This window comes from Micromonospora sp. CNZ303 (genome assembly GCF_004345505.1).
On record NZ_SLVT01000025.1, the window covers coordinates 66,754 to 92,236 of the forward strand.

The following is a 25,483-nucleotide window of genomic DNA, read 5'->3' on the forward strand; positions in this document are numbered from 1 at the left end:
GTGGTTCGCCGCCGCCGGACCGGACACGGTCCCGGCCGGGAACGCGCACGCCAGCGGCAGAGAACGACTTCGGCGAACAGTGCGAACGGCACGCCGAGCTGACGAGGGCGAGGGCGATCTTGGTGAGAAACGACCCTCGGAGGGGCCGTATCTCACCAAGATCTCCGCAGCAGGTTCGTACGCCTCGATCCTGCTCAGCGCGACCCGCCCGCTCGGGTCCGCCGGCTGTCGGGGGAGGTTCGTAGAATCCCCGGATGGCTTCCCCCACCGACCTGCGCTCCGCCGACGCCCTGGAGGTGCTGCGCCGGGTCTTCGGCTACGACGCCTTCCGCGGCTTCCAGCAGGAGGTGATCGACCACGTGGTGGCCGGCGGCGACGCGCTGGTGCTGATGCCCACCGGCGGCGGCAAGTCGCTGTGCTACCAGATCCCCGCGCTGGTCCGCGACGGCGTGGCGGTGGTGGTCTCCCCGCTGATCGCGCTCATGCAGGACCAGGTCGACGCGCTGACGGCGGTCGGTGTGCGGGCCGGCTTCCTCAACTCGACCCAGGATCTCGACGCCCGCCGCGTGGTGGAGCGGGCGTTCGTCGGCGGCGAGCTGGACCTGCTCTACCTCGCCCCGGAGGCGTTGGGCACCCGCGGGGTGCAGCAGCTGCTCGACCGGGGCAGGATCGCCCTGTTCGCCATCGACGAGGCGCACTGCGTGTCGCAGTGGGGCCACGACTTCCGCCCCGACTACCTCGCCCTGTCGATGCTGCACGAGCGCTGGCCCGACGTGCCGCGCATCGCGCTCACCGCCACCGCCACCAGCGCGACCCGCGACGAGATCGCGACCCGGCTCAAGCTCACCGACGCCCGGCACTTCGTGGCGAGCTTCGACCGGCCCAACATCCAGTACCGGATCGTGCCCAAGCGCGAGCCGCGCAAGCAGTTGCTGAGCCTGCTGCGCGACGAGCACCCCGGCGAGGCGGGCATCGTCTACTGCCTGTCGCGCGCCTCGGTGGAGAAGACGGCGGAGTTCCTCACCGCCAACGGCGTCGCCGCGCTGCCCTACCACGCCGGCCTGGACGCGGCGACCCGCGCGCGCAACCAGCAGCGCTTCCTGCGCGAGGACGGCCTGGTGATGGTGGCGACCATCGCGTTCGGCATGGGCATCGACAAGCCCGACGTCCGCTTCGTCGCCCACCTGGACCTGCCCAAGTCGGTCGAGGGCTACTACCAGGAGACCGGCCGCGCCGGGCGCGACGGGCTGCCGTCGACCGCCTGGCTGGCGTACGGGCTCCAGGACGTGGTGCAGCAGCGCAAGATGATCGAGACCTCCGACGGGGACCTCGCCCACCGGCGCAACCTCGCCGCCCACCTCGACGCGATGCTCGCCCTCTGCGAGACGGTCCGCTGCCGGCGCGGCCAGCTGCTCGACTACTTCGGCGAGAAGGCGGAAGCCGCCTGCGGCAACTGCGACACCTGCCTGAGCCCGCCGGAGTCCTGGGACGGCACCGTCGCGGCGCAGAAGCTGCTCTCCACGGTCTTCCGACTCGACCGGGAACGCAACCAGCGCTTCGGTGCGGGGCACTGCGTCGACATCCTGCTCGGCCGCACCACCGACAAGGTCACCCAGTACGGCCACGACTCGCTGACCGTCTTCGGCATCGGCACCGAGCTGCGCGAGGCCGAGTGGCGCGGCGTGGTGCGGCAACTGCTGGCCGAGGGGCTGCTGGCAGTCGAGGGCGACTACGGCACGCTGGCTCTCACGGAGGCCAGCGCGGAGGTGCTGGGCCGCCGCCGCACGGTGATGATGCGCCGCGAGCCGGAGAAGGTCGCCTCGTCCCGGTCGGCGAAGCCACGCGGGGCGGCCACCGTCGTCGCCGAGCTGTCCCCGACCGCCGCCGGAATCTTCGAGCGACTGCGTGCCTGGCGGGGGGCCACCGCCAAGGAGCAGGGCGTCCCGGCGTACGTGATCTTCCACGACGCCACGCTGCGGCAGATCGCCACCGACGCGCCCACGTCACTGGCCGAGCTGTCCGCGGTCAGCGGCGTCGGCGAGAACAAGCTCGCGAAGTACGGCGAGCAGATCCTGGCCGTCCTGGCCGAGTGACCGCCGCCCGGCGGAGCCACCCGGGCCGGCCCTCGGCGCGCGGGGGCCGGGGTGGTGCGGTCAGTCCGCCGCCGGGGTCTTCGCCTCGCCGCCCAGCGCGGCGAGGATCGCCTCGGCGGTGCGCCGGCCCACGCCGGGCACCTCGGTGATCTCCTCGACGGTGGCGGCGGAGAGCCGCTTGAGCGAGCCGAAGTGCCGCAGCAGCGCCTTGCGCCGCACCTCCCCCAGGCCGGGCACCCTGTCGAGCGCCGACTCGGTCATCCGCTTGGAGCGCCGCTGGCGGTGGAAGGTGATGGCGAAGCGGTGCGCCTCGTCGCGCACCCGTTGCAGCAGGTAGAGCCCCTCCGAGGTGCGCGGCAGGATGACCGGGAACTCGTCGTCGGGCAGCCACACCTCCTCCAGCCGCTTGGCCAGGCCGCACAGCGCCACGTCGTCGACGCCCAACTCCGCGAGCGCCTGCGCCGCCGCCGCGACCTGCGGCGCGCCGCCGTCGACCACCACCAGCTGCGGCGGGTACGCGAACCGGCGCGGCCGGCCCGTGGTCGGGTCGATCAGGACGCCGACGATGCGCTCGTCGGACCCGCCGGGCTCGTGGGGATCGCCGGACTCGCCGGGTCCGTGGGGCTCGCCGGGCGCGCCGGGCGCGGGCTGCCCGGCCGGGGCGACCGGGTCGTCGGCCGGCTCGACGCCCGCCTCGCCGGTCTCGGCGCGGGCGTCGAGGTAGCGGGCGAAGCGGCGGCGCAGCACCTCGGACATGGCGGAGAGGTCGTCGGTGGCGCCCCGGATGATGAAGCGCCGGTATTCGCTCTTGCGGGGCAGCCCGTCCTCGAAGACGACCATGCTCGCCACCACGTCGGTGCCCTGCATCTGGGAGATGTCGAAGCACTCGATGCGCAACGGCGAGGTGCGCATGTCGAGCGCCTCGGTGATCTCGTCGAGCGCCTTGCTGCGGGTGGTCAGGTCGCCGGCCCGGCGCAGCTTGTGCCGGGCCAGGGCGTCCTTGGCGTTGCGCTCGACCGTCTCCAGCAGCGACCGCTTGTCGCCGCGCTGCGGCACCCGCAGGCTCACCCGGCTGCCCCGGTGACCGGAGAGCCAGTCGGCCAGCGCGTCGGCGTCGGCGGGCAGCGCCGGCACGAGCAGCTCGCGCGGCACGTCGGCCTCGCCCTGCTCGCCGCCGTACACCTGCGTACAGAAGTGGTGCACCAGGTCGCCCGTGCTCAACTCCTCGGTCTTCTCCACCACCCAGCCGCGCTGGCCACGGACCCGGCCGTCGCGCACGTGGAAGACCTGGACGGCCGCTTCGAGAGGGTCGTCGGCGAACGCGACCACGTCGGCGTCGGTGCCGTCGCCGAGCACGACTGTCTGCTTCTCCATCGCCCGGCGCAGCGCGGCCACGTCGTCACGCAACCGGGCCGCCCGCTCGAACTCCAACTGCTCGCTGGCCTCGGTCATCTCCCGTTCGAGCCGGCGCACCATCGTGTCGGTGCGGCCGCCCATGAAGTCGCAGAAACCGTCGACGATCTCCCGGTGCCGCTCGGGGGTGACGCTGCCGACGCAGGGGGCCGAACACTTGCCGATGTAACCCAGCAGGCAGGGGCGGCCCACCTGGCTGGCGCGCTTGAACACCCCGGCCGAGCAGGTGCGCGCCGGGAAGACCCGCAGCAGCAGGTCGAGCGTCTCGCGGATCGCCCAGGCGTGCGAGTAGGGCCCGAAGTAGCGCACGCCCTTGCGCTTGGCTCCCCGCATCACCTGCAACCGGGGGAACTCCTCGTCGAGGGTGACCGCGAGGTAGGGGTAGGACTTGTCGTCGCGGTAGCGGACGTTGAAACGCGGGTCGTACTGCTTGATCCAGGTGTATTCGAGCTGGAGCGCCTCGACCTCGGTGCCGACGGTGACCCAGTCCACCGACTCGGCGGTGGTGACCATCTGCTGGGTGCGCTGGTGCAGGCCCCACAGGTCGGCGAAGTAGGAGTTGAGCCGGCTGCGCAGGTTCTTCGCCTTGCCGACGTAGATCACCCGGCCGGTGCCGTCGCGGAAGCGGTAGACCCCCGGTGACTCCGGGATGGTGCCGGGCGCGGGACGGTAGGTCGAGGGGTCAGCCACGGCAGCAAGCCTAGTCCGCGCCCCCGACAGCTCCCCGGACGCCGCGTCCCCGCCCCGCCCGCCGGCCGGCCCCCGGCAACCCGAAACTCCGGTGCCGCCGGAGCCGCTCACCGCTAACATCCGGCCCCTGGCCGGCCGACACGGGGGGAGCACGGGGACATGGGCGCGAACCCCGCCGTACGCAGCCGAGGGGGAGCCGTCCTCGTGACGGCGCTCACCGTCGACTCGGTCGGCAACGGGCTCTTCCTGCCCCTGTCGCTGGTGTACTTCCTGCGGCTCACCGACGTGCCCCTGGCGCTGCTCGGGGTGCTGCTCAGCGCGGCGACCGTGCTCACCCTGCCGGTGCCGCTGTGGGCGGGATCGCTGGCGGACCGGCTCGGGGCGCTGCCGGTGGTCGTCGCCTCCCAGCTGCTCCAGGCCGCCGGCTACCTGGCGTACGCCTGGGTGCGGGGGCCGGTCGGCGTCTTCGTGGCGGCGGCGCTGGTCGCCGTCGGCGTGCGGTTCTTCTGGTCCGCCGTCTTCACGGCGGTCGCCGACTACGCCGACGGCAGCCCGGGCGGCTGGGCCCGGGACACCTGGTACGCGATCAGCAACGGCGCCCGTACCGCCGGCCTGGCGGTGGGGGGCCTGACCACGGGCGTGGTGGTGGCCGACGGGCGGGCCGGCACCTACCGCGCGGTGGCCTACGCGGCGGCGGCCTGCTTCGCCCTCGCCGCGGTGCTCATCGCCGCCCGGGTGCGGATCCCGCCGGCCACCGACCGCCCCGCGGGATCCGGTCGGGGCGGGTACGCCACGCTGCTGCGGGACCGCCCGTTCCTCGCCCTCATCGGTCTGAACACCGTCTTCGCGCTGAGCACCATGATGCTCGGCCTGGCCCTGCCCACGATGATGCTCACGGACCTGCGGGGCCCCGCGTGGCTGACCTCCGCCGTCCTGGCCGGCAACGCGTTCCTGGTCGCCCTGCTGTCGGCGCCCGTCGGCGCCCGCCTGCCGCGGCACCGCCGCACCCGTGCGGTCGCGCTGGCCGCCGCCCTCTGGACGCTCTGGGGCATCGCCATGTCGACCCTCGGCCCGGGGCGCCTCGGCGTGGTGGCCGCGCTGCTGGTGGCGGCGACGCTGCTGTTCACCGTCGCGGAACTGGTGCACGCGCCGGCGTCCGCCGCGCTGGCCGCGGCCGCCGCCCCGCTCGCCGCCCGGGGCCGCTACCTGGCGGCCTTCCAGTACTCCTTCGCCCTCGCCTCGATGGTCGCGCCGGCCTTCTTCGGCACCCTGTACGAGGTCGACACCGCCGCGCCCTGGCTGGTGCTGGCGCTGCTCAACGCCGTCGGCGTCGCCGGCATCCTGCTGCTGGAGCGGATCCTGCCGCCGGCCGCCCTGCGCGAGCCGCCGCGGACGGGCAATCGGCCGCCGACGGGCGAGCCGCCGGCAGCGGGCGAGCGGCCGTCGGCGGTCGACGCGGGCGCCGTCGCGGACTGAGCGGGGCCGGCGGCCCGGTCCGGGGCGCCGGCCGCACCCGACTGGTCAGGCCAGCGAGATCTGGTCGCCGGTGACCTTGACGTTCTTCGGCGGCAGCGGCTTGGTGGCCGGGCCGCCCTTCACCGAGCCGTCCTCGATCGAGAACTTGCTGAAGTGGCAGGTGCAGTTGATGGTGCCGCCGTCGACGTTCGTCACCGGGCAGCCCTGGTGGGTGCAGATCGAGTCGAACCCCTTGAACTCGCCCTCGCGCGGCTGGGTGATCACCACGCCCTGGGCGGGATAGACGGCGCCGCCGCCGACCGGGATGTCGGCCGTACGGGCCAGCGACTGCGCACCCTGGCGGTCGCCGCCGCCGGCGTCACCGGTGCTGGGCACCGCCGGGCCGCCGCTGGTCGGGGCCGCCCCGTCGCCGGAGTCGTCGCTGCCGCAGGCGGCCAGGACCACCGCCGCGCCGACCGCGCCCGCGCCCGTGAGGAGCGCGCGCCGCGTCCGCGTCGCCGGCCCGGTCAGCCCCTGATCGTCACTCATGCCTCGCCCTTCTCTCGGCTGCCGCCGCCTGGTCATGATCCGCGGCCACACTCGGGTACACGGATCACTCTGCCCGACGGTTCACCTGATCGGCGACCGAGGGGCCACCCGGGGCGGGCTGTAGGCCCGCCCGGATGGCCCCGTCGGCGATCCGCCCGTGCCGGTGGCCGGACGACGGCGTGGCCGGGGCGACTGCCCGGACCATGAGCTGGGGAGCGTGTCGTCAGCGCGCCCCGGCCGGCGCCTTGCGGGGGCGGGTGGACTTCGTGCCGTTGGCCTTGGCCGCCCGGGTGGTGGCCGCCGCCGCGCCCTTCGCGTCGCCGTCGAGCTTGAGCACCTGCCGCAGGAAGTGCCCGGTGTGGCTGCCGGGCACCTCGGCGACCTCCTCGGGGGTGCCGGTGGCGAGCACCGTGCCGCCCCGGTGACCGCCCTCGGGGCCCATGTCGATCAGCCAGTCGGCCGTCTTGATCACGTCGAGGTTGTGCTCGATGGTGATCACCGTGTTGCCCTTGTCGACCAGCCCTTCGAGCACCATCAGCAGCTTGCGGATGTCCTCGAAGTGCAGGCCGGTGGTCGGCTCGTCGAGGACGTAGACCGTCCGCCCGGTCGAGCGCTTCTGCAACTCGGAGGCGAGCTTGACCCGCTGCGCCTCGCCGCCGGAGAGCGTGGGCGCGGGCTGGCCGAGCCGGACGTAGCCGAGGCCGACGTCGACAAGCGTCTTGAGGTGCCGGTGGATGGCCGGGATGGCGGAGAAGAACTCGGCCGCCTCCTCGATCGGCATCTCCAGCACGTCGGAGACGGTCTTGCCCTTGTAGTGCACCTCCAGGGTCTCCCGGTTGTAGCGGGCGCCCTTGCAGACCTCGCACGGGACGTACACGTCGGGCAGGAAGTTCATCTCGATCTTGATGGTGCCGTCGCCGGAGCACGCCTCGCAGCGGCCGCCCTTGACGTTGAACGAGAACCGGCCGGGGCCGTAGCCCCGGACCTTGGCCTCGGTGGTCTCGGCGAAGAGCTTGCGGACGTGGTCCCAGACCCCGGTGTAGGTGGCCGGGTTGGAGCGCGGGGTGCGGCCGATCGGCGACTGGTCGACGCCGACCACCTTGTCGACGTGCTCCAGCCCGGAGACCCGGGTGTGCCGGCCGGGGACCAGCCGGGCCCCGTTGATCTGGTTGGCCAGCACCGCGTAGAGGATGTCGTTGACCAGCGTCGACTTGCCGGAGCCGCTGACCCCGGTGACGGCGATGAGCTGGCCCAGCGGGAACGACACGGTCAGGTTGCGCAGGTTGTGTTCGCGCGCGCCGTGCACCACCAGCTCGCGGTCCGGGGTCTGCGCGCGGCGCCCCTGCGGCGTCGGGATCGACCGGCGGCCCGACAGGTAGGCCCCGGTCAACGACTCCGGGTTCTCCAGCAGCGCCGGCACGGAGCCGCTGTGCACGATCTTGCCGCCGTGCTCGCCCGCGCCCGGGCCGATGTCGACGATCCAGTCGGCGGTGCGGATCGTGTCCTCGTCGTGTTCGACGACGATCAGCGTGTTGCCCAGGCCGCGCAGCCGGACCAGGGTCTCGATCAGCCGGTGGTTGTCGCGCTGGTGCAGCCCGATCGACGGCTCGTCGAGGACGTAGAGCACCCCGACCAGGCCGGAGCCGATCTGGGTGGCCAGCCGGATGCGCTGCGCCTCGCCGCCGGAGAGGGTGCCGGCCGGGCGGTCCAGGGAGAGGTAGTCGAGGCCGACGTCGAGCAGGAACTTCAGCCGGGCGTTGATCTCCTTGAGCACCCGCTCGGCGATCATCTTCTGCCGGTCGGTCAGCTCGATGCCGGCGAGCAGGTCGGCGGCCTCGCCGACGGAGAGGTTGCAGACCTCGGCGATGCTCCTGCCGGCCAGGGTGACCGCGAGCACCTCGGGCTTGAGCCGGGCGCCACCGCAGGCCGCGCAGGGCACGTCGCGCATGTAGCCCTCGTACTTCTCCCGCGACCACTCCGACTCGGTGTCGGTGTGCCGGCGCTCGATCCACTGCACCACGCCCTCGAAGCCGGTGTAGTAGGAGCGCTCGCGGCCGAACTTGTTGCGGTAGCGCACGTGCACCTGGTCGTCGGAGCCGTGCAGGATCGTCTTCTGCGCCCGTGACGGCAGGGCCCGCCAGGGCGTGTCGACGTCGAAGTGCTCGGCAGCGCCGAGGGCCTCCAGCAGGCGCAGGAAGTATTCCAGGTTGTGCCCGGTCGACCAGGGCAGGATCGCGCCCTCGCGCAGCGTGCGCTCCGGGTCGGGGACGAGCAGCTCGGGGTCGACCTCCTTCTTGGTGCCGAGGCCGGTGCACTCGGGGCACGCGCCGTAGGGCGCGTTGAAGGAGAAGACCCGGGGCTCCAGGTCCTCGATGGCGAGGGGGTGGTCGTTGGGGCAGGCCAGGTGCTCGGAGTAGCGCCGCTCCCGGTCCGGATCGTCCTCGGGCAGGTCGACGAAGTCGAGCAGGACGAGGCCGTTGGACAGGCCCAGGGCGGCCTCGACCGAGTCGGTCAGCCGCTGCTTGGCGCTCGGCTTGACGGTGAGGCGGTCGATCACCACCTCGATGGTGTGCTTCTCCTGCTTCTTCAGCTTCGGCGGCTCGGTCAGCGGGTGCACCACGCCGTCGACCCGGGCCCGGGCGTAGCCCTTGGCCTGGAGCTCGGCGAAGAGGTCGACGTACTCGCCCTTGCGGCCGCGCACCACCGGCGAGAGCACCATGAACTTGGTGCCCTCGGTCATCGCGAGGACCCGGTCGACGATCTGCTGCGGGGTCTGCCGGGAGATCCGCTCGCCGCAGACCGGGCAGTGCGGCTCGCCGATGCGGGCGAAGAGCAGCCGGAGGTAGTCGTAGACCTCGGTGATGGTGCCCACCGTCGAGCGCGGGTTGCGCGAGGTGGACTTCTGGTCGATGGAGACCGCCGGGCTCAGGCCCTCGATGAAGTCGACGTCCGGCTTGTCCATCTGGCCGAGGAACTGCCGCGCGTACGACGACAGCGACTCGACGTAGCGACGCTGCCCCTCGGCGAAGATCGTGTCGAAGGCCAGGCTCGACTTGCCCGACCCGGAGAGCCCCGTGAACACGATCAGGGCGTCCCGGGGCAGGTCGAGACTGACGTCACGCAGGTTGTGCTCGCGCGCGCCACGGATTATCAGTCGGTCGGCCACTGTCCGTGTACTCCCGGGTGAAGAAGATGAGGAGGAATTGTCCGCTCCAAGGCTGGTCTGAGCGGTTGTCTGAGTGGTTGTGGGCGCGCAGAAAGGCGCCTCGGCAACTCTAGCCCCGAGGTACGACAACTTCCCTCGTCGGCACATTCCCCCAGCTCAGCCCGGTCCGCCGCGCCCGATGAAGCGGGTCGCAGCGCCCGAGGAAGCCGACCCGCCGCAGGCGGAGAAGCCGGTCCGCCGCGCCCCGGAGGCTGGTCCGCTGCGGGCGAGGAGACGGGCGGGACCGGTCGACGACCGGTCCCGCCCGTGCGTACCTCCGTCAGGGGCGGGCCGCCCGCCGCCGGCCCGCGCGCCAGCCACCGCGCCGCTGCGCGGCCAGCCGGACCTCCCGCCGCCGGCTCTCGAAGGCCAGCTCCCGCTGGAGCTTGCGCCAGCTCTCCCAGCGCCGCGCCGGCAGCTCGCCGGTCTCCAGCGCCTCGCGCACCGCGCAGGCGGGCTCCCCGTCGTGCCCGCAGTCGGCGTACCGGCAGCCGGTAGCCAGCTCGGCGATGTCCGCGAACGCCCGGTCGAGTCCCGCCGAGCCGTCGAGCAGGCCGACCGCCCGTACCCCCGGGGTGTCCAGCACGGCGCCGCCGCCGGGCACCGGGAGCAGCGCCCGCCAGGTGGTGGTGTGCCGGCCCTTGCCGTCGACGCGCCGGATCGCCTGCGTCGGCATCAGCGCCGCCCCGGCCAGCGCGTTGACCAGGCTCGACTTGCCCGCGCCGGACGGGCCGAGCAGGCCGAGCGTGCGGCCGGGCGCCACCTCGGCGCGCAGCGGGTCGAGCCCGGTGCCGCGCTCGGCGCTGACGGCCAGCACCGGCACCCCGGGGGCGATCCCGGCGAGCTGGCGCGCGACGGCCTCCGGGTCGGCCGCCAGGTCGGCCTTGGTGAGCACGACCAGCGACCGGGCGCCGGACTCGTGCGCCAGGGAGAGCAGCCGTTCGATCCGGCCGACGTCCGGCTCGGGGTGCACGGGCTCCACCACGGCGGCGGCGTCGAGGTTGGCGGCCAGCACCTGGCCGCTGGCGTCCTTGCCGGCGGTCCGCCGGACGAGGGCGGTGCGCCTCGGCAGCACCGCCTCCACGGTGACGTTGCGGTCGGGCCAGGTGCCCAGCAGCACCCAGTCCCCCGCGCAGGGCAGGCGGGTCAGGTCGCGGGCGGCGGCGGCCAGGACCGCCCCGCCCAGGGTGGCGCGGACCGGGCCGTCCGCGCAGAGCACGGTGCAGACGCCGCGGTCCACCCGGGCCACCCGGCCCGGTCGGTGCCCGCCGCGTCGCGGTACGTGTGCCGCCCGCTCGGCATCCCAGCCGAGGGCGGTCAGGTCGATGGTCATGGCATCCTCATCGGTGTCGGAGCGGTTGACGCACGCGTGCTGCTGCCGGCATGGTCACCACCTCCCCGCCGTCCGGTGCCGCGTTCCACGCCGACGGTAGGACGCGCCGCGACGCGCCGAAAGCGATTTCCCCGGCGACGCGGAGTCCCCCGGCGGATAGGGTCGGTGGGTGACCACGGATCCGCTTCTGCTGACGGGCGAGGTGGACGCGGCCACGGACCGTCTGCTGCGGACCGCGGCCACCCTCGACGACACCGGCCTCGCCGCCGCCTCGCTGCTGCCGGCGTGGAGCCGGGGGCACGTCCTGGCCCACCTGGCCCGCAACGCCGACGGCTTCGTCAACCTGCTCGTCGCGGCCCGCACCGGCGAGCCGATCCCGATGTACGCCTCCGCGGCGGCCCGGGACGCCGACATCGAGGCCGGGGCGGCCCGCCCGCCCGCCGCCCACCTGGACGACCTGCGCCGCTCGGCCGTCCGGTTCGCCGAGGCGGTCGCCGCGATGCCGGTCGAGGCGTGGGCGGCCACCGTCCAGACGCGGCGCGGCCCCTGGCCGGCGGCCATGCTCGTCTGGGGCCGGCTGCGCGAGATCGAGGTGCACCACGTGGACCTCGACGCCGGCTACCGGCCGGCCGACTGGCCCGAGGCGTTCGGCCACCGGCTGCTGCACGAGGTGGTCGGCGACCTCGCCGGCCGCGCCGACGTGCCGCCGATGGTGCTGCGCTTCGACGGCAGCCGGCACGAACTGGTCGTCGGCGACCGGACCGCCGCGCCCACGGTCACCGGTGCCGCCCCCGAACTCGCCGCCTGGCTGATCGGCCGCAGCCCGGGCACCGTGCTGACCGTCGCCCCCGACGGCCCTCTGCCGCAACCACCGGAATGGATATAGACGACCTCATGACCTACAGCGGAGACGTCACGCCCGGCGGCGCGCCGGCCGTACGCGAGCTCGACCGGCTCACCATCACGAAGGTGTCGGTGGGCCCGATGGACAACAACGCCTACCTGTTGCGCTGCCGGGCCACCGGCGAGCAGGTGCTGATCGACGCCGCGAACGAGGCGCCCCGGCTGCTCGAACTGGTCGGCGACGCGGGGCTGGCCACGGTGGTCACCACCCACCAGCACATGGACCACTGGGTGGCGCTGGAGGAGGTGGTCGCCAAGACCGGTGCCCGGCCCCTGGTGCACGCCGACGACGCGGCCGGGCTGCCGATCGAGGCCGGGACGCTCGCCGGCGGCGACAGCGTGCCGGTGGGCGAGTGTGCGCTGGAGGTGATCCACGTCAAGGGCCACACCCCCGGCTCGATCGCGCTGCTCTACCGCGACCCGGCGGGGTCGCCGCACCTGTTCACCGGCGACAGTCTCTTCCCCGGCGGGGTCGGCAACACCGACAAGGATCCGGAGCGGTTCTCGGCGCTCATCGACGACGTCGAGCACAAGCTCTTCGACCGGCTGCCCGACGAGACCTGGTTCTACCCGGGCCACGGCAAGGACAGCACGCTCGGCGCGGAACGCCCCGCGCTGCCCCAGTGGCGCGCCCGGGGCTGGTGAACCTCAGCGGGGCCGGGCGCGATCCGCGCCCGGCCCCGCTCCCCCCGTCGGTCCCCCCGCTCCCCGCCGGCTCCCCCGGCTTACCGCTTCCCCCGTCGGACGCCGGGTCAGGCCCCGGTGACCGCGCGCACCCGGCGCCGCGTGCCCATCAGCACCGCGCCCGCCAGCAGCAGGCCGACCGCCATGGTGACCAGCATCGGGCTGGACTCCCCCGGCAGCAGCCCGGCGAGCGACCGCGAGGCGGTGCCCAGCCCCAGGTAGAGACCGGCCCAGGCCGCCGCGCCGAGCGTCGCGCAGCCGAGGAAGCGCGGGTACGACATCCGCAGCCCGCCCGCCGCCAGCGGCAGCAGCGCGTTGAACACCGGCAGGAAGGGCGCGACCAGCACCATCCTGCCGCCCCGGCGCTGGAGCATCCCCTCCGCCGCCGCCCAGCGGGCCTCGCCGATCCAGTCGCCGAGGCGGCTGTGCCGCAGCCGGTCGCCGTACCGCCGGCCGGCGAGGAAGCTCAACGACCAGCCGGCGAGGCAGCCGGCCACCACCACGGCGAAGGTGGCGGCCCCGGTGGTCGGGCCGCCGACCCCCATCGCGGCCAGGATCGCCACGTCGCCGGGGACCAGCACCCCGAGCAGCGGTACGGCGTCGAAGAGCATCACCACCCCGAGCACCCCCATGAGCAGGGTGGTGGGGAGCTCCGCGATCTGGGTCAGCCAATCCGCCATGCCCGTACGCTATGGCCGCCCGGCCACCCGGGACATCGGGTCCGATCCCCCACGGCCCCCTGGTATCGGGCTCGGGGTCGACCCTGAGGGCCTGGGGTCACCGGGGGCGCAGCACCTGCACCCGGCGCACGGTCGAGTCCACGGAGGGCTCGGTGGTCGGCACGGGATAGCTCGCCACCGTCGCCAGCACGCCCGGCGGCAGGTGGCCCCGCCCGGGATCGCCCACCAGCACCTCGGCGCCACCGGCGGCGGCCCGTCGCAGGAAGGGCAGCACCCGCGCCGCCATCGTCGCGTCGTAGAGCACGTCACCGGCCAGCAGCAGGTCCACCCCGTCGAGATCGGAGTCGAGCAGATCGCCGCCGGTGGTCGCGACCGTCACGTCGTTGGCCCGGGCGTTGACGGTGACCGCCGCGACCGCGTACGGGTCGATGTCGTTGGCGACCACCCGCTCGGCGCCGGCGAGCGCGGCCGCGATCGCCACCAGGCCGGATCCGGCGGCGAGGTCGAGCACCCGGCGACCGGCCGCGAGGTCGGGGTGGTCGAGCAGGTGACGCGCGAGGGCCTGACCACCGGCCCAGACCGAGGCCCAGTACGGCGCGGGCAGGGCGTGCCCGGCCTGCGCCTCCATCCGGGCCCACCAGACGATGGCGTCCTCGGCCAGGTGCAGCCGGACCTCGGGGACGAACGGGATCCGCACCAGGCGGAGCCGGTCCAGCCCGCCCCCGGGAGCGTCGATCTCCCGCTCGATCTCGGTCAGCGCGTCGGCTGTGGCACCCCTCATCGGGGCAAGCATGCCCCAGCCGACCCCGCACCGCCCGGCTTTCGCGTCGCCGCGCCGAGAGTTCGGCCAGCGGATCGCGGTTCGGCCGGTTACTCTCGGGGTGGCACCGGGCGATCATCGGTCGACGACCGAGGTTCACCCGCTTTGGAACAGGGAGAGATGCATGGCAACCGGCACGGTTAAGTGGTTCAACTCGGAAAAGGGCTTCGGCTTCATCGAGCAGGATGGCGGAGGGCCGGACGTGTTCGTCCACTACTCGGCCATCGCGTCGAGCGGTTACCGGGAGCTGAACGAGGGCCAGAAGGTCGAGTTCGAGGTGACCCAGGGTCAGAAGGGTCCGCAGGCGGACAACGTCCGTCCGCTGTAGATCCCGTGCCGGTGGCGGCGGCCGGCTGACGGCCGCCGCCGCAGCGCGTTTTCAGGGCCGCTTCGGCGCGACGGGCAGGTCCCGTCGCCGCCGTAGCGGCCCGATCAGCAGGATCGCCGGGGTGAGCGCGAGCCAGGCCGTCATCACCGCGATCGCGGTGCCGGCCCCGTGGGCCGCGCCGATCGCCCCGGCCAGCACGGCGGCCAGCGGGATCGTGCCGTAGTTGAGCATCTGCATGCTCACCGTGACGCGGCCCAGCAGGTGGTGCGGCGTGTAGGTCTGGCGGAAGCTGCCCTTGAGCACGTTGCCCACCGCCACCCCGAGGCTGACCAGCATCCCGCCGATCGCCGGCAGGGCGAGTCGGCCGCCGGGTCCGGCGAGCGGGATCAGCAACGCCGGCGGCCCGGTGAACGCCGCCGCCAGGAGCATGGCCCGGGCGGTGCCGAGCCGACGGCCGAGCAGGGTGGCCGACAGCGCGCCGACGATGCCGCCGAGGCTCATCGCCGCGACCAGCGCGCCCACCGGGGCCGGTGCGAGCCCCGCCTCCCGGACCAGGAAGACCACCAGGACGGCCTGGTAGCCGACCAGCCCGATGTTGCTGGCGGCCCCGAAGGCCGTGAGCACCCGCAGGTACGGGTCCCGGGCGACGAACCGGATCCCCTCGCCGATCTCCCGCCGCAGCGACCGTGCGGGCCGGACGCGCTCGGGACGTCGCTCGACGGTGCGGATGCGCAGCAGGCAGGCGGCGGAGAACAGGAAGCTCAGCGCGTCGAGCAGCAGCGCGGTGACGGCGCCGGCGACCTGTGCGACCACGCCGGCGAGACCGGGGCCGAGCACGTAGCTCGCGGTCTGGGTGGCCTGGAGCTTGGCGTTGCCCTCCGGCACCTGCGCGGGGCGCAGCAGCACGGGCAGGTAGACCTGGTCGGCCGTCTCGAAGAAGACCCGGGCCAGCCCGGCGCCCAACGCCACCACCAGCAACTGCGTCACGGTCAGCACGTCGAGCACGGCGGCGGCGGGGACGCTGAGGAACAGCAGTGCGGAGACCAGGTCGCAGGCGATCATCACCGGCCGGCGCGGCAACCGGTCCACCCAGGCGCCGGCCGGCAGGCCGACGAGCAGCCACGGCAGCCAGGCGGCGGCGGTGAGCACCGCGACGACGAAGGTGCTGGCGTCGAGCACGGTCACCGCGACCAGGGGCAGCGCCACGGCGGTGACGTTGCTGCCGACGGCGCTGGCCGTCTGCGCGGCCCAGAGCAGCCGGAAGTCCCGGTGCCGCAGCAGCCCTCCCCGGGGCGCCGCCGCTGCCGCCGGCCGACCGCCGGGCCGTACCGCCGCGTCGGTCGCGGGGTCGGCGCCCGGGCGGCGCGCGCCGGCCGGCGGGGCGGCGGCGGTACGGGTCGGCGGGGTGGTGCCGGCAGGCGGCGTCACGGCGTGGCCGGGATCCCGTAGGCGAACAGGAAGACCGGCGCGCGTTTCCGCCCGTCGTCGGGCACGTCCCGGTCGCCCCACCGGGTGAGCACCTCGTTCAGCTCGCCGGCCAGCTGGGCGAGTTCGGCGTCGGTCAGGTGCAGCCAGCGGTCCGTGGAGAACGGTCCCTGCGACCAGGCGGTGCGGCTGGCCTCGTCGGTGGCGTGCCACGCGCGGGCGAGGGCGACGTGCCGGTTTAGGTTGAGCGAGGTGGCGGCGTCGGCGACGGCCCGGGCGGCGGGGTCTTCGAAGTCCGACTGGGACCAGCGGACACCCCGGGTGACCAGGCGCCACCAGCGTTCCCGCCGGTCGCGGGCCAGCTCGGGCGCCTCCTCGACCAGCTCGGCGGCCGCCAGCACCTTGAGGTGGTGGCTGACGTTCGCCGGCGCCTGTGCGGTCCGCTCGGCGAGCAGGCCGACGGTCGACGGGCCGTGCACCTTGAGTACGTCCATCAGCCGGCGGCGCAGCGGATGGGACAACGCAGCGAGCACCCGCGAGTCGGTCACGTGGCGTACGTCGGGGTTCGTCATGCCGCCAGCCTGACATCGGCAACGACTATTGCGCAACACTTATTGCGCAATATCCGTTGTCGATGCGTGCGGGTCAGGCGGCGAGGCGGCGGGCCAACTCGTCAGCGACCTGCTCGGCCATGGCGGCGGGGATCGCTGCGGCGATCTTCTCGGGCGTGAGCGCGGCGAGGACTCCCGTCACAATGGCCTGCTCGTCCGTGAAGTCCTTGTTGGACAGCGTGTCGAGCTGGACGGTCAACGCGTCCAGGCGTTGCATCGTGTAATCCAGCTTGGCCACCAGGCTGTTGCTGGCCGCCGCGGGGCCGTCTGCGTCGGGGTCGACCCTGCGCCCCATGCTCGACCCGCCCAGGAACATGCCGGTGTAGATGCTGTGGATCTTGCTCTCGGCCTCGGCGCTCATGTCGTCCTCCAGGAGTCCAATGGTCGTCAGGTAGCGGCGGAACAGGGGGGTCTGGTCCCGGTTCGCCTTGATCGAGTCGCGGAAGAAGCTGAAGTGGGTGTGCCACAGGTGGGAGTTGTCCCCGCTCGTCCGTTTGCGCAGGCGGTCCCACCGCCGGACGACCTTGCCGTCCGGGGAGTAGATGATCTCGCGGAGGTCCCGGCTGTCCGGGGTGCCCTCGGTGCACTGCGCGACGCACCAGGTGGAGAAGCTGCGGAGGTCGTGCGCCCGTCCTGCGACGACGACCCGGAAGAGGCCGACGTCGAGCCCCGCCGCGTCGAGGGTCAGGCCGGACGAGTCCCGGGGCGATTCGACGACGGAGTAGTCCCTGGGCGTCACCCGGTCGGAGCCGCAGTGGTAGCCGCCCCGGTGGGCCGGGTCGCCGACGATGCCGACCTCGGCGGATTCGAGGTCCTGGTCGCGGACGGTGTCGGGGTCGACGTTGAGGTGGTCGAGCAGCAGGCGGCGGACGGCCAACAGGTTTTGCGGTGCCCGCGTCATGGATTCCCCCTCGGGGACGGGTTCGGGGGCCGGGCACGGCAGTGACACCGCGTAGGCGGTGCGGGAGCCTCACACGCGAGCCCGACCGGCTGGTGCACGGCGTCGGGCAGGGCCCAACCATAGCTCCACAGATTGATAAATGCCCAGCTCAGTGCAGGTTTTTTCCGCCAGTGGAAACCTGCGACCCCGCCGACATGATCGATAGGACTACAGCGAACGGACACTGTGGATCGTGCAGGATCTCCCGCCATCCGGCACGCAGGGTGACTGCCGTGCCGAGGGGCTCGCCGGTGCCGGGGTTGCGCGCGTAGCGGGGATGGGCGCCGCCGGAGACCTGCACCCGCAGCCGGTGCCCCGGCGCGAACCGGTGCGCCGTGGGCCAGAGCTCCACCGGCACCCGCACCACGCCGGCCGTGTCGACGGGGAACCGGTCGGGCGCGACCCGGACCAGGCCGTCGCAGACGTTCCAGGACCGGCCGCGCCGGTCCACGTCGCACAGCCGCACGAAGACGTCCAGGTGGGACAGTTCGCTGCGCAGGTGGATCTCGGCGCGTACCGGACCGATCACCTCGACGGGCGCGTCGAGCGGAGCGCTGGTGAAGGTGAGCACGTCGGGCCGGGCCTCGACCGGGCGGTTGTCCACCGGCCCGGCCCGCTGGGCGACCAGCAGCGGCCCGCCGAGGGAGGGCGTCGGGTCGGCCGGGTCGTAGTGGAAACCGTCCGGCGCGGACGGGACCGGCGCGGCGGTGCTCAGCCCGCCGTCCGGGTGCAGGTGCCACGGGGTCGGCACCGCCGGGGGCGGCCAGTCGGGCAGGTCCCGCCAGCCGCCACCGGCACCGTCGACGTGCACCCGCACGGGGGCCGCCGCACCGGCACCGGTCGGCCGCCCGGCGAGGTGGGCGTCGAGGTGGGCCAGCCCGTCGCGCAGCGCGGCGACGAAGAGCCCGGGGCTGCCGTGGGTCCACGGCCCGACGGTCAGCCGGGGCCGGGCGCCGGCCGCGCGCAGCGCCGCGAAGTCGCGCAGTTGGGCCGGCAGGAAGATGTCGTGCCAGCCGCTCACCATCGCCACCGGCGCGTCGACCTCGGCGATCCGGTCACCGAAGACGCGCGTACGCCAGTAGCCGGCGTCCGGGGTGTGGTGACGCAGCCACTCCTGGAAGAACGGCACGGTGACGCCGGTGGCCACCCGGTCCGCCTCGGCCAGCGGCAGGTGGGCCAGCGCCGCGACCAGCCGGGGCTGGCCGCGCTTGAGTTCCCACTGCCGGGCCAGCCACGGCACGGTCTGCGCCTGGAGCAGCTCGGCCCAGGTGAGCACGGTGTCGAGGGCGAAGGACTCCCCCGCGTACGTCGAGTCGCGGGTGCCCGAGGCGGTCACCACCGCGACCATCGCGCGCAGCTCCTCCCCGGCGTCGGCGGCCAGGGCCCACTGCACGAAGCCCTGGTAACTGGCGCCGAACATGCCGAACGCGCCGGTCCACCAGGGCTGGCGGCGCAGCCAGTCGAGGGTGTCGAGGCCGTCCTCGCGCTCGTGCACCAGCGGGGCGAAGGTGCCGCCGGAGCCGAACGTGCCGCGGCAGGACTGGATCACCACGTGGAAGCCGCGTTCGGCCGCGAGCCGGCCGAGCAGCCGCATGGGCCCACCCCGCCCGTACGGGGTGCGGATCAGCACGGTCGGCGCGCCGGGCAGGGCCGGGGCGTAGTGGTCGGTGCGCAGCGGCACGCCGTCGCGTACCCGCACCGCGATGCCCCGGGTGAGGGTGACCCGACGGGTGCGCGCGGGCGGCAGCCGCAGCGCGGCGGTGGCGAGGCGGGCTGCCAGCCGGTCGAACACGACGTCAGCCGTTCGCGCGCCGGGCCGGCTCGTCGCGGGCGGCGCGCACCGCGTCCCGGTGCTCCCCCATCGAGGCGGTCATCGCGGTCATGAACCGGTGCACCACCTCCAGCTCCTCGTCGCTGAAGCCGGCCATCACGTCGTCGGTGCGCCGGCCCAGGGGCCGGAAGAACTCCATGGCCAGCGCGGCGCCCTGCTCGGCGTAGTGCAGGAAGACCTTGCGCCGGTCGGTGGTGTCGCGGTCGCGGCGGATGTGCCCGGCGCGCTCCAGCCGGTCGATGAGAGCGGTGACCGAGCCGGACGACAGGTTGAGCGCCTCGCCCAGGCGGCCGGGGGTGATCGGCCGGCCGACCAGCTCGGCGTCCATCACCGCGATCAGCGCCTGGAGGTCGGTGGCGTTGAGCCCGTGCAGGGCGGCGAAGGCGTGCCCGATGTGCTGCGCGTCGACCGAGTAGCGCCGCAGCCCGGTGCCGATCTCGGCGACCAGTCGCTCGCGGCGCGTGTCGCGCCGCCGGTACATGCCGTGACCTGCCACGTCGGTTGCCGCCTCCCGCCCGTTCGTTCCGGTTGCAGCATAACTCAGCAGTCGATAATCTCGTTTATCAAGATACTCGACGGCCGACCCTTTGCGTCGTCCGCGAGGTCTTGACCGTCGAAGGAAACCCGTCGAGAGACCGTGAGGGCAACCGATGTCAGTGTTCACCCGCGTGGCGCGCGGACGGCTCGCCGCGTGGCTCACCGTGGCCGCCGCGCTCGTGTTCGGGGCGGCCGTCTTCGTGCTGCCCAAGCCCGACAACCCGGCGGCCGTCTCCGCCACCGGCCTGTCCGTGGAGTGGCAGTCGACCCAGGTGGAGCGCCTCCAGGACCAGCTGCCCTCCCGCGACGTCCAGCCGGCGATCGTCGTGGTCAGCCGCGCCGACCGGGCCGCCCTCACCGAGGCCGACCGCGCGGCCCTGGCCGGCCAGTCGGGTGACCTCGGCCAGTTCGCCGTCGGCGGGCGCGTCAGCCCGCCGCAGGTCTCCCCCGACGGCACCGTCGCGCTCGTCGCCGTGCCGCTGTCCACCGCCGGCGGGCAGGAGGCGGTCGCGGAACGGATCGACCAGCTCCGCGCGTCCCTGGACGACGCGCCGGCCGGTTTGAACGTGGAGGTCACCGGCGGGCCCGCCTTCGCCACCGACCTGACGAAGGTCTTCGCCGGCGCCGACACCACGCTGCTGGCCGTCACCGCCGGCGTCGTGGCGCTGCTGCTGCTCATCACCTACCGCAGCCCGTTCCTGTGGATCGCGCCGCTCGTCGTCGTCGCGGCGACGGAACAGCTCACGCTGCGCGCCCTCGACACGGTCGTCCCGGCCGTCGGCATCAACCTGCCCGGCGGCGCCGTCACCGGCATCGCCAGCGTCCTCGTCTTCGGCGCCGCCACCAACTACGCGCTGCTGCTCATCGCCCGCTACCGCGAGGAGCTACGCCGCGAGGAGGACCGCTTCGTGGCGATGCGCGCCGCGCAGCGGCGGGTCGCCGAGCCCATCCTCGCCAGCGGCTCCACCGTCGTCCTCGGCGTGCTCACCCTGCTGCTGTCGGAGCAGGAGCTCAACCGCGCCCTCGCCGTGGCCTGCGCCACGGGCGTCGTCCTCGCCATGCTCTCGGCGCTGTTCGTCCTCCCGGCGGTCCTGGTGATCTTCGGGCGCGGCCTGTTCTGGCCGTTCGTGCCCCGGGTCGGCGGGGAGATCCGCGAGGGCCGGCTGTGGGGCCGGCTCGGCGCAGCCGTCGAGCGCCGTCCCGTGCCGGTCGCGCTGCTCGCGACGCTGCTGCTCGCCGGGCTCGCCCTCGGCGGGCTGGGCATCCGCACCGGCCTGTCGGAGACCGAGCAGTTCCGGGTCAAGCCGGAGGCGGTCGCCGGCGCGGAGACCCTCGCGCGGTCCTTCCCCGCCGGCACGACCCAGCCGGTCGCCGTGCTCACCACCCCCTCGGCGGTGCGGGCCGTCGCGGACACCGCCGCCGGGGTCCCCGGCGTCGCCTCCGCGCGTCCCGGTGAGGCCGGCGCCCAGGTCGCCCAGGTCGACGTCGTGCTGGAGGCCGAGCCGGGTACCGAGGCGGCGAGCCGGGCCGTCGAGGCGCTGCGGGACGCGGTCGCGGCGGTCCCCGGCTCCGCCCCGCCCGCGGTCGAGGGCGCGCCCGCGTTCGACGGCGCGGTGGTGGGCGGCAACGTCGCGGCCACCTACGACGAGAACGAGGCCAACGGCAAGGACCTGCGGCTGATCCTGCCGATCATCCTGCTGCTCGTCGGCGCGGTGCTGGTGCTGCTCCTGCGCGGCCTGGTCGCCCCGCTGCTGCTGGTGCTCACCGTGATCGCGTCGTTCTTCGCCAGTATCGGCGCATCGTGGCTGCTCTTCGACCACGTGCTCGACATGCCGGCGCTTGACAGCGGCGTCCTGCTGCTGGCCTTCGTGTTCCTCGTGGCGCTCGGCGTGGACTACAACATCTTCCTCGTCACCCGGGCCCGCGAGGACGCCCGGCGCAGCGGCACCCGCGCCGGGATGCTCTCGGCCCTGCGGGTCACCGGCGGCGTCATCACCAGCGCCGGTGTCCTGCTCGCCGCGGTCTTCGCGGTCCTCGGCGTCCTGCCGCTGATCCTGCTGACCCAGATCGGGATCATCGTCTGCATCGGCGTCCTGCTGGACACCCTGCTCGTGCGGACGGTCCTGGTGCCGGCGCTGGCGTTCACGCTCGGCGACCGCTTCTGGTGGCCGGGACGCATCGCGCGCCAGCCCGCCGACGACGGCGACGACGCGCCGACGGGACGCGAGCAGGTGACCACCCGGGACTGACCGGCCCACCGGAAGGGGCCGTGGCGGCACCGCCACGGCCCCTTCGCGCGGCCCGGGCACGCCGACCGCCGTGCCGTGGACGCTGGTGGGGTCGGGCGTCGTGCGCGGCTCGGCGATGGCGGAGGCGGCTCACGCGTCGGCGCGGGCCGCCACCGGTTCGGACTCGACCATGCCTCCGCCGGCCGCCCTGTCACGGGTGGCCCAGGCGACCACGAACAACGCCGTCCAGGCCACCCCGAGCAGCACCGCCGTGGCGCTGCCGCTGGCGGTGCTCAGCCCCAGGTAGAGGCGGGCGCCGAAGATGCCGACCACGCCGGCCGCCGCGGCCGTCCAGGCGGCCACCGCCACCGGCCAGCGCGCCCCCCGGGACAGCAGCCAGGCCAGGGTGCAGAGGCTGGCCGCCACCACGGCGTTCTGCGTCGGGAACAGGGCGGCGTCCCGGCCGCCCGGCCCGCCCGCCGTCGGCCCCGCCAGGTCGACCACCACGGCCAGCACCACCAGCGGCACGAACGCCCCGACCGTGCCGACCACGCTGAGCAGGTCCGCCCGCCAGGGCCGGTGCCGCCAGGCCAGCACCGCCGCGACGACGGCCACCAGCACGATCAGCGCCGATCCGCGCAGCGCCGAGACCACCGCGAGCGTGACGTCGACCGCCCCGGGCGTACGCCGGTCGGCGAACCAGTCGGCGATCGCGCTGTCGAGCACCGCGAGGCCACTGTGCCGGACCACCGTCCCGAGCACCCAGGCGATGGCGAGCCCGGCCAGGAAGAGCAGCAGCAGGCCCACGACCAGGTTGATCAGCAGCGTCCAGGCCGGCCCGACGTGCATGGCGAGCAGGAAGAACAGCACCCCGTACCGGCCGCTGAGCCAGCGCACCGGCCGCAGCCCCGCCGCCCGGGACGCCAGCGCCCGGGCCGGATCCGGGTTGCGGCCCAGCCACCGCCCCGCCAGCACCACCGCGACCAGCGCGGCCACCAGCACCAGCACCGCGCCGGTCGCCCGCCCGAGCAGCCGGGAGACCGTCTCGTACGACTCGCCGGCCAGGTTGCCGACGAGCACCGAGCCGCCCACCCAGGTCACCACCCCGGCCAGGTTCCACGGCGCGAACCGCCGGTACGGCATCCCGGCCGCCCCGGCCAGCCGGGGCACCAGGGTGCGGGCGAAGGCCACCCAGCGGGCGGTGAGCACCCCGCGCCCGCCCAGCCGGCCGAGCATCGCGTCCGCCCGGCTCCACCGCTCGTGACCCACCCGCGCGCCCAGCCGCCCGGCGCGCAGCCGGGGCCCGTGCCGCCGGCCCGCCCGGTACGCCAGTGTGTCGCCGATCACTGCTGCAAGGATCATCACCAGCAGCGCCGGTACGAGCCGCAGCGTCCCCGCGTACGCTAGGAAGCCGACCAGCAACAGGGTCGCCTCGCCCGGCACCAGCAGACCGAAGATCACGGCGGTCTCCCCCGCGACGACAATCGCGGCGATCACATAGATCAGCAGGGGCGGCAGGCCCTGCAGCGAGGTCAGCAGGTCGTGCATCGGGCCCCCATTCCCACGGGGGTCAGCATGCCAGGCGCTGAAACGGTCGGAACATCAGTTTCGGCAGAGATCCGGGTCATCTGGGGGTAACACCCCCCGACGCGTGCCCGGCAACCGCAGACAGGAGTATGGAGGGTATGCAGCTTCGCACCGACCTCCGCAACGTCGCCATCATCGCCCACGTCGACCACGGCAAGACGACCCTGGTCGACGCCATGTTGCGGCAGGCCGGCGCCTACGGCGCCCGCGGCGAGGTAACCGAACGGGTCATGGACTCGATGGACCTCGAACGGGAAAAGGGCATCACCATCCTGGCCAAGAACACCGGCGTGCGGTACATGCCGGCCGACGGCTCCGACCCGGTGACCATCAACATCATCGACACCCCCGGCCACGCCGACTTCGGCGGCGAGGTCGAACGCGGCCTGACCATGGTCGACGGCGTGGTGCTGCTGGTGGACGCCAGTGAGGGCCCCCTGCCGCAGACCCGGTTCGTCCTCCGCAAGGCGCTCAAGGCGCGCATGCCGATCATCCTGGTGATCAACAAGGTGGACCGCCCCGACGCCCGGATCAAGGAGGTCGTGGACGACACCTACGAGCTCTTCCTCGACCTGGACGCCGACGAGGAGCAGATCGACTTCCCGATCGTCTACGCCTGCGCCCGCGACGGCATCGCCTCGCTGACCCAGCCCGCCGACGGCGCGGTCCCCGACGACAGCACCAGCCTGGAGCCCCTGTTCCGGACCCTGCTGGACACCATCCCGCCGCCCTCGTACGAGGAGGAGGCGCCGCTGCAGGCACACGTCACCAACCTCGACGCCTCCCCGTTCCTCGGCCGGCTGGCGCTGTGCCGGGTGCGGCAGGGCACCATCAGCAAGGGCCAGACGGTGGCCTGGTGCCGCACCGACGGCAGCACCCAGCGGGTCCGCATCTCCGAGCTGCTGATGACCGAGGGCCTGGAGCGCAAGCCGGCCGACTCGGCGGGCCCCGGCGACATCATCGCCGTCGCCGGCATCCCCGAGATCATGATCGGTGAGACCCTGGCCGACGCGGAGGACCCGCGCCCGCTGCCGCTGATCACCGTCGACGAGCCGGCCATCTCGATGACCATCGGCACCAACACCTCGCCGCTGGTCGGCCGGGTCAAGGGCGCCAAGGTCACCGCCCGGATGGTCAAGGACCGGCTCGACAAGGAGCTGATCGGCAACGTGTCGCTGCGGGTGCTGCCCACCGAGCGCCCCGACGCGTGGGAGGTGCAGGGCCGCGGCGAGCTGGCGCTGGCCATCCTGGTCGAGCAGATGCGCCGCGAGTCGTTCGAGCTGACCGTCGGCAAGCCGCAGGTCGTCACCCGGGAAATCGACGGGAAGACCTGCGAGCCGGTCGAGCGGCTCACCATCGACGCCCCGGAGGAGTACCTCGGCGCGATCACCCAGCTGCTGGCGACCCGCAAGGGCCGGATGGAGCAGCTGGTCAACCACGGCACCGGCTGGATCCGGATGGAGTGGCTGGTCCCGGCCCGGGGCCTGATCGGCTTCCGCACCGAGTTCCTCACCGACACCCGGGGCACCGGCATCCTGCACCACGTCTTCGAGTCGTACGAGCCGTGGTTCGGCGAGCTGCGCACCCGCAACAACGGCTCGCTGGTCGCCGACCGGGCCGGCGCCGTCACGTCGTTCGCCATGATCAACCTCCAGGAGCGCGGCCAGCTCTTCGTCGAGCCGACCACCGAGGTGTACGAGGGCATGATCGTCGGGGAGAACTCCCGCTCCGACGACATGGACGTCAACATCACCAAGGAGAAGAAGCTCACCAACATGCGCGCGTCGACCTCCGACGAGACCGAGAAGCTGATCCCGCCGCGCAAGCTGTCGCTGGAGCAGGCCCTCGAGTTCTGCCGCGAGGACGAGTGCGTCGAGGTGACCCCGGCCGCGGTCCGGATCCGCAAGGTGGTGCTCGACCAGCAGCTCCGCGGTCGGGCCGCCGCCCGCCGCAAGCACGCCGGCTGACGTACGACGGCAGTCTCCCCCGGAGCCCGGACCGCGCCACGCGGTCCGGGCTCCGCCCGTCACGGCCCCGCCACGCCGTCCGGTGGCGGCCGGCCCTGCGCGTCGAAGTCCTCCCAGGTCCCCGCACGCGCGGCGCGGGTGCCGCACCGTCACCTCGCCGCCCCGGACCACGTCAGGCGGGGAGCGGGCGACAGGCCGGGGGCG

At 73.9% G+C, this 25,483-nt stretch carries 19 protein-coding genes; 7 read left to right on the forward strand and 12 right to left on the reverse strand.

Annotated features, from left to right (window positions below; translation table 11 throughout):
- The first annotated feature begins 254 nt into the window (after positions 1 to 254).
- Positions 255 to 2,093 (forward strand): DNA helicase RecQ, encoded by a 1,839-nt coding sequence (gene recQ / locus EV374_RS29070; protein ID WP_132240343.1) that lies wholly within the window; start codon positions 255 to 257, stop codon positions 2,091 to 2,093.
- 60 nt (positions 2,094 to 2,153) lie between these two features.
- Here recQ and uvrC read toward each other — a convergent pair whose 3' ends face one another.
- Positions 2,154 to 4,196, reverse strand: coding sequence for an excinuclease ABC subunit UvrC (gene uvrC / locus EV374_RS29075; RefSeq protein WP_132240344.1), 2,043 nt, complete (start codon positions 4,194 to 4,196; stop codon positions 2,154 to 2,156).
- Between the two features lie 159 nt (positions 4,197 to 4,355).
- Between uvrC and EV374_RS29080 the strand changes: the two genes are divergently transcribed.
- Positions 4,356 to 5,672, forward strand: a complete 1,317-nt coding sequence (locus tag EV374_RS29080) for an MFS transporter (protein ID WP_132240345.1) — start codon at positions 4,356 to 4,358, stop codon at positions 5,670 to 5,672.
- Between the two features lie 45 nt (positions 5,673 to 5,717).
- Here the strand turns inward: EV374_RS29080 and EV374_RS29085 are convergent, their stop codons facing one another.
- From EV374_RS29085 to rsgA, 3 genes are all read right to left on the reverse strand, one after another.
- Positions 5,718 to 6,200 carry a Rieske (2Fe-2S) protein gene (locus EV374_RS29085; protein WP_132240346.1) on the reverse strand — a complete coding sequence of 161 codons (483 nt, stop codon included), beginning with the start codon at positions 6,198 to 6,200 and terminating at the stop codon, positions 5,718 to 5,720.
- Positions 6,201 to 6,423: 223 nt separating this feature from the next.
- On the reverse strand, positions 6,424 to 9,366 hold the full coding sequence (uvrA, locus tag EV374_RS29095; RefSeq protein ID WP_132240348.1) for an excinuclease ABC subunit UvrA: 2,943 nt from the start codon (positions 9,364 to 9,366) through the stop codon (positions 6,424 to 6,426).
- 319 nt (positions 9,367 to 9,685) lie between these two features.
- Positions 9,686 to 10,738 carry a ribosome small subunit-dependent GTPase A gene (gene rsgA / locus EV374_RS29100; protein WP_132240349.1) on the reverse strand — a complete coding sequence of 351 codons (1,053 nt, stop codon included), beginning with the start codon at positions 10,736 to 10,738 and terminating at the stop codon, positions 9,686 to 9,688.
- 169 nt (positions 10,739 to 10,907) lie between these two features.
- On the opposite strand from rsgA, the gene EV374_RS29105 reads away from it, so the two are divergent.
- Both EV374_RS29105 and EV374_RS29110 read left to right on the forward strand, forming a co-directional pair.
- Complete coding sequence (locus EV374_RS29105) at positions 10,908 to 11,624, forward strand: maleylpyruvate isomerase family mycothiol-dependent enzyme (RefSeq protein ID WP_132240350.1); 717 nt, start codon at positions 10,908 to 10,910, stop codon at positions 11,622 to 11,624.
- An 8-nt stretch (positions 11,625 to 11,632) separates the two neighbouring features.
- Positions 11,633 to 12,286: an MBL fold metallo-hydrolase gene (locus tag EV374_RS29110; protein WP_132240351.1), complete on the forward strand. Its 654-nt coding sequence runs from the start codon at positions 11,633 to 11,635 to the stop codon at positions 12,284 to 12,286.
- 107 nt (positions 12,287 to 12,393) lie between these two features.
- Here the strand turns inward: EV374_RS29110 and EV374_RS29115 are convergent, their stop codons facing one another.
- On the reverse strand, positions 12,394 to 13,005 hold the full coding sequence (locus tag EV374_RS29115) for a DedA family protein (RefSeq protein ID WP_132240352.1): 612 nt from the start codon (positions 13,003 to 13,005) through the stop codon (positions 12,394 to 12,396).
- Positions 13,006 to 13,102: 97 nt separating this feature from the next.
- Positions 13,103 to 13,786 (reverse strand): class I SAM-dependent methyltransferase, encoded by a 684-nt coding sequence (locus EV374_RS29120; RefSeq protein WP_486486023.1) that lies wholly within the window; start codon positions 13,784 to 13,786, stop codon positions 13,103 to 13,105.
- 163 nt (positions 13,787 to 13,949) lie between these two features.
- Between EV374_RS29120 and EV374_RS29125 the strand changes: the two genes are divergently transcribed.
- The gene (locus EV374_RS29125; protein ID WP_088961229.1) at positions 13,950 to 14,153 is read left to right on the forward strand and encodes a cold-shock protein; all 204 of its coding nucleotides are present in this window, start codon (positions 13,950 to 13,952) and stop codon (positions 14,151 to 14,153) included.
- A 51-nt stretch (positions 14,154 to 14,204) separates the two neighbouring features.
- Here the strand turns inward: EV374_RS29125 and EV374_RS29130 are convergent, their stop codons facing one another.
- The 5 genes from EV374_RS29130 to EV374_RS29150 all read right to left on the reverse strand — a co-directional run bounded on the left by EV374_RS29130 (position 14,205) and on the right by EV374_RS29150 (position 19,441).
- A complete protein-coding gene (locus EV374_RS29130) occupies positions 14,205 to 15,581 on the reverse strand; it encodes an MFS transporter (protein WP_486486024.1) in 1,377 nt (458 codons plus the stop codon).
- Positions 15,578 to 16,150 carry a helix-turn-helix domain-containing protein gene (locus EV374_RS29135; RefSeq protein ID WP_132240354.1) on the reverse strand — a complete coding sequence of 191 codons (573 nt, stop codon included), beginning with the start codon at positions 16,148 to 16,150 and terminating at the stop codon, positions 15,578 to 15,580. Before EV374_RS29135 ends, EV374_RS29130 begins: the two co-directional genes overlap by 4 nt.
- A gap of 73 nt (positions 16,151 to 16,223) precedes the next feature.
- Positions 16,224 to 17,090, reverse strand: coding sequence for a hypothetical protein (locus EV374_RS29140; RefSeq protein WP_132240355.1), 867 nt, complete (start codon positions 17,088 to 17,090; stop codon positions 16,224 to 16,226).
- Between the two features lie 148 nt (positions 17,091 to 17,238).
- Positions 17,239 to 18,921 (reverse strand): CocE/NonD family hydrolase, encoded by a 1,683-nt coding sequence (locus EV374_RS29145; protein WP_132240356.1) that lies wholly within the window; start codon positions 18,919 to 18,921, stop codon positions 17,239 to 17,241.
- 4 nt (positions 18,922 to 18,925) lie between these two features.
- Entirely contained in the window at positions 18,926 to 19,441 is a 516-nt protein-coding gene (locus EV374_RS29150; protein WP_132240357.1) for a MarR family transcriptional regulator, read from the reverse strand.
- Positions 19,442 to 19,610: 169 nt separating this feature from the next.
- Here EV374_RS29150 and EV374_RS29155 point away from each other — a divergent pair, with 169 nt between their 5' ends.
- Positions 19,611 to 21,746 (forward strand): efflux RND transporter permease subunit, encoded by a 2,136-nt coding sequence (locus EV374_RS29155; RefSeq protein WP_132240358.1) that lies wholly within the window; start codon positions 19,611 to 19,613, stop codon positions 21,744 to 21,746.
- A gap of 129 nt (positions 21,747 to 21,875) precedes the next feature.
- On the opposite strand, the gene EV374_RS29160 is transcribed toward EV374_RS29155, so the two are convergent.
- On the reverse strand, positions 21,876 to 23,273 hold the full coding sequence (locus EV374_RS29160) for a DedA family protein (protein ID WP_132240359.1): 1,398 nt from the start codon (positions 23,271 to 23,273) through the stop codon (positions 21,876 to 21,878).
- Between the two features lie 137 nt (positions 23,274 to 23,410).
- On the opposite strand from EV374_RS29160, the gene typA reads away from it, so the two are divergent.
- Positions 23,411 to 25,279 (forward strand): translational GTPase TypA, encoded by a 1,869-nt coding sequence (gene typA, locus EV374_RS29165; RefSeq protein ID WP_132240360.1) that lies wholly within the window; start codon positions 23,411 to 23,413, stop codon positions 25,277 to 25,279.
- Positions 25,280 to 25,483 lie beyond the last annotated feature (204 nt).

What these genes read in the sequence shown, in the direction of transcription:
- recQ (WP_132240343.1), top strand. Translation starts at nt 255, where the DNA reads ATGGCTTCCCCCACCGACCTGCGCTCCGCCGACGCCCTGGAGGTGCTG.
- EV374_RS29080 (WP_132240345.1), top strand. Translation starts at nt 4,356, where the DNA reads ATGGGCGCGAACCCCGCCGTACGCAGCCGAGGGGGAGCCGTCCTCGTG.
- EV374_RS29085 (WP_132240346.1), bottom strand. Translation starts at nt 6,200, where the DNA reads ATGAGTGACGATCAGGGGCTGACCGGGCCGGCGACGCGGACGCGGCGC.
- rsgA (WP_132240349.1), bottom strand. Translation starts at nt 10,738, where the DNA reads ATGACCATCGACCTGACCGCCCTCGGCTGGGATGCCGAGCGGGCGGCA.
- EV374_RS29110 (WP_132240351.1), top strand. Translation starts at nt 11,633, where the DNA reads ATGACCTACAGCGGAGACGTCACGCCCGGCGGCGCGCCGGCCGTACGC.
- EV374_RS29115 (WP_132240352.1), bottom strand. Translation starts at nt 13,005, where the DNA reads ATGGCGGATTGGCTGACCCAGATCGCGGAGCTCCCCACCACCCTGCTC.
- EV374_RS29120 (WP_486486023.1), bottom strand. Translation starts at nt 13,786, where the DNA reads ATGAGGGGTGCCACAGCCGACGCGCTGACCGAGATCGAGCGGGAGATC.
- EV374_RS29125 (WP_088961229.1), top strand. Translation starts at nt 13,950, where the DNA reads ATGGCAACCGGCACGGTTAAGTGGTTCAACTCGGAAAAGGGCTTCGGC.
- EV374_RS29135 (WP_132240354.1), bottom strand. Translation starts at nt 16,150, where the DNA reads ATGACGAACCCCGACGTACGCCACGTGACCGACTCGCGGGTGCTCGCT.
- EV374_RS29140 (WP_132240355.1), bottom strand. Translation starts at nt 17,090, where the DNA reads ATGACGCGGGCACCGCAAAACCTGTTGGCCGTCCGCCGCCTGCTGCTC.
- EV374_RS29150 (WP_132240357.1), bottom strand. Translation starts at nt 19,441, where the DNA reads ATGTACCGGCGGCGCGACACGCGCCGCGAGCGACTGGTCGCCGAGATC.
- EV374_RS29155 (WP_132240358.1), top strand. Translation starts at nt 19,611, where the DNA reads ATGTCAGTGTTCACCCGCGTGGCGCGCGGACGGCTCGCCGCGTGGCTC.
- EV374_RS29160 (WP_132240359.1), bottom strand. Translation starts at nt 23,273, where the DNA reads ATGCACGACCTGCTGACCTCGCTGCAGGGCCTGCCGCCCCTGCTGATC.
- typA (WP_132240360.1), top strand. Translation starts at nt 23,411, where the DNA reads ATGCAGCTTCGCACCGACCTCCGCAACGTCGCCATCATCGCCCACGTC.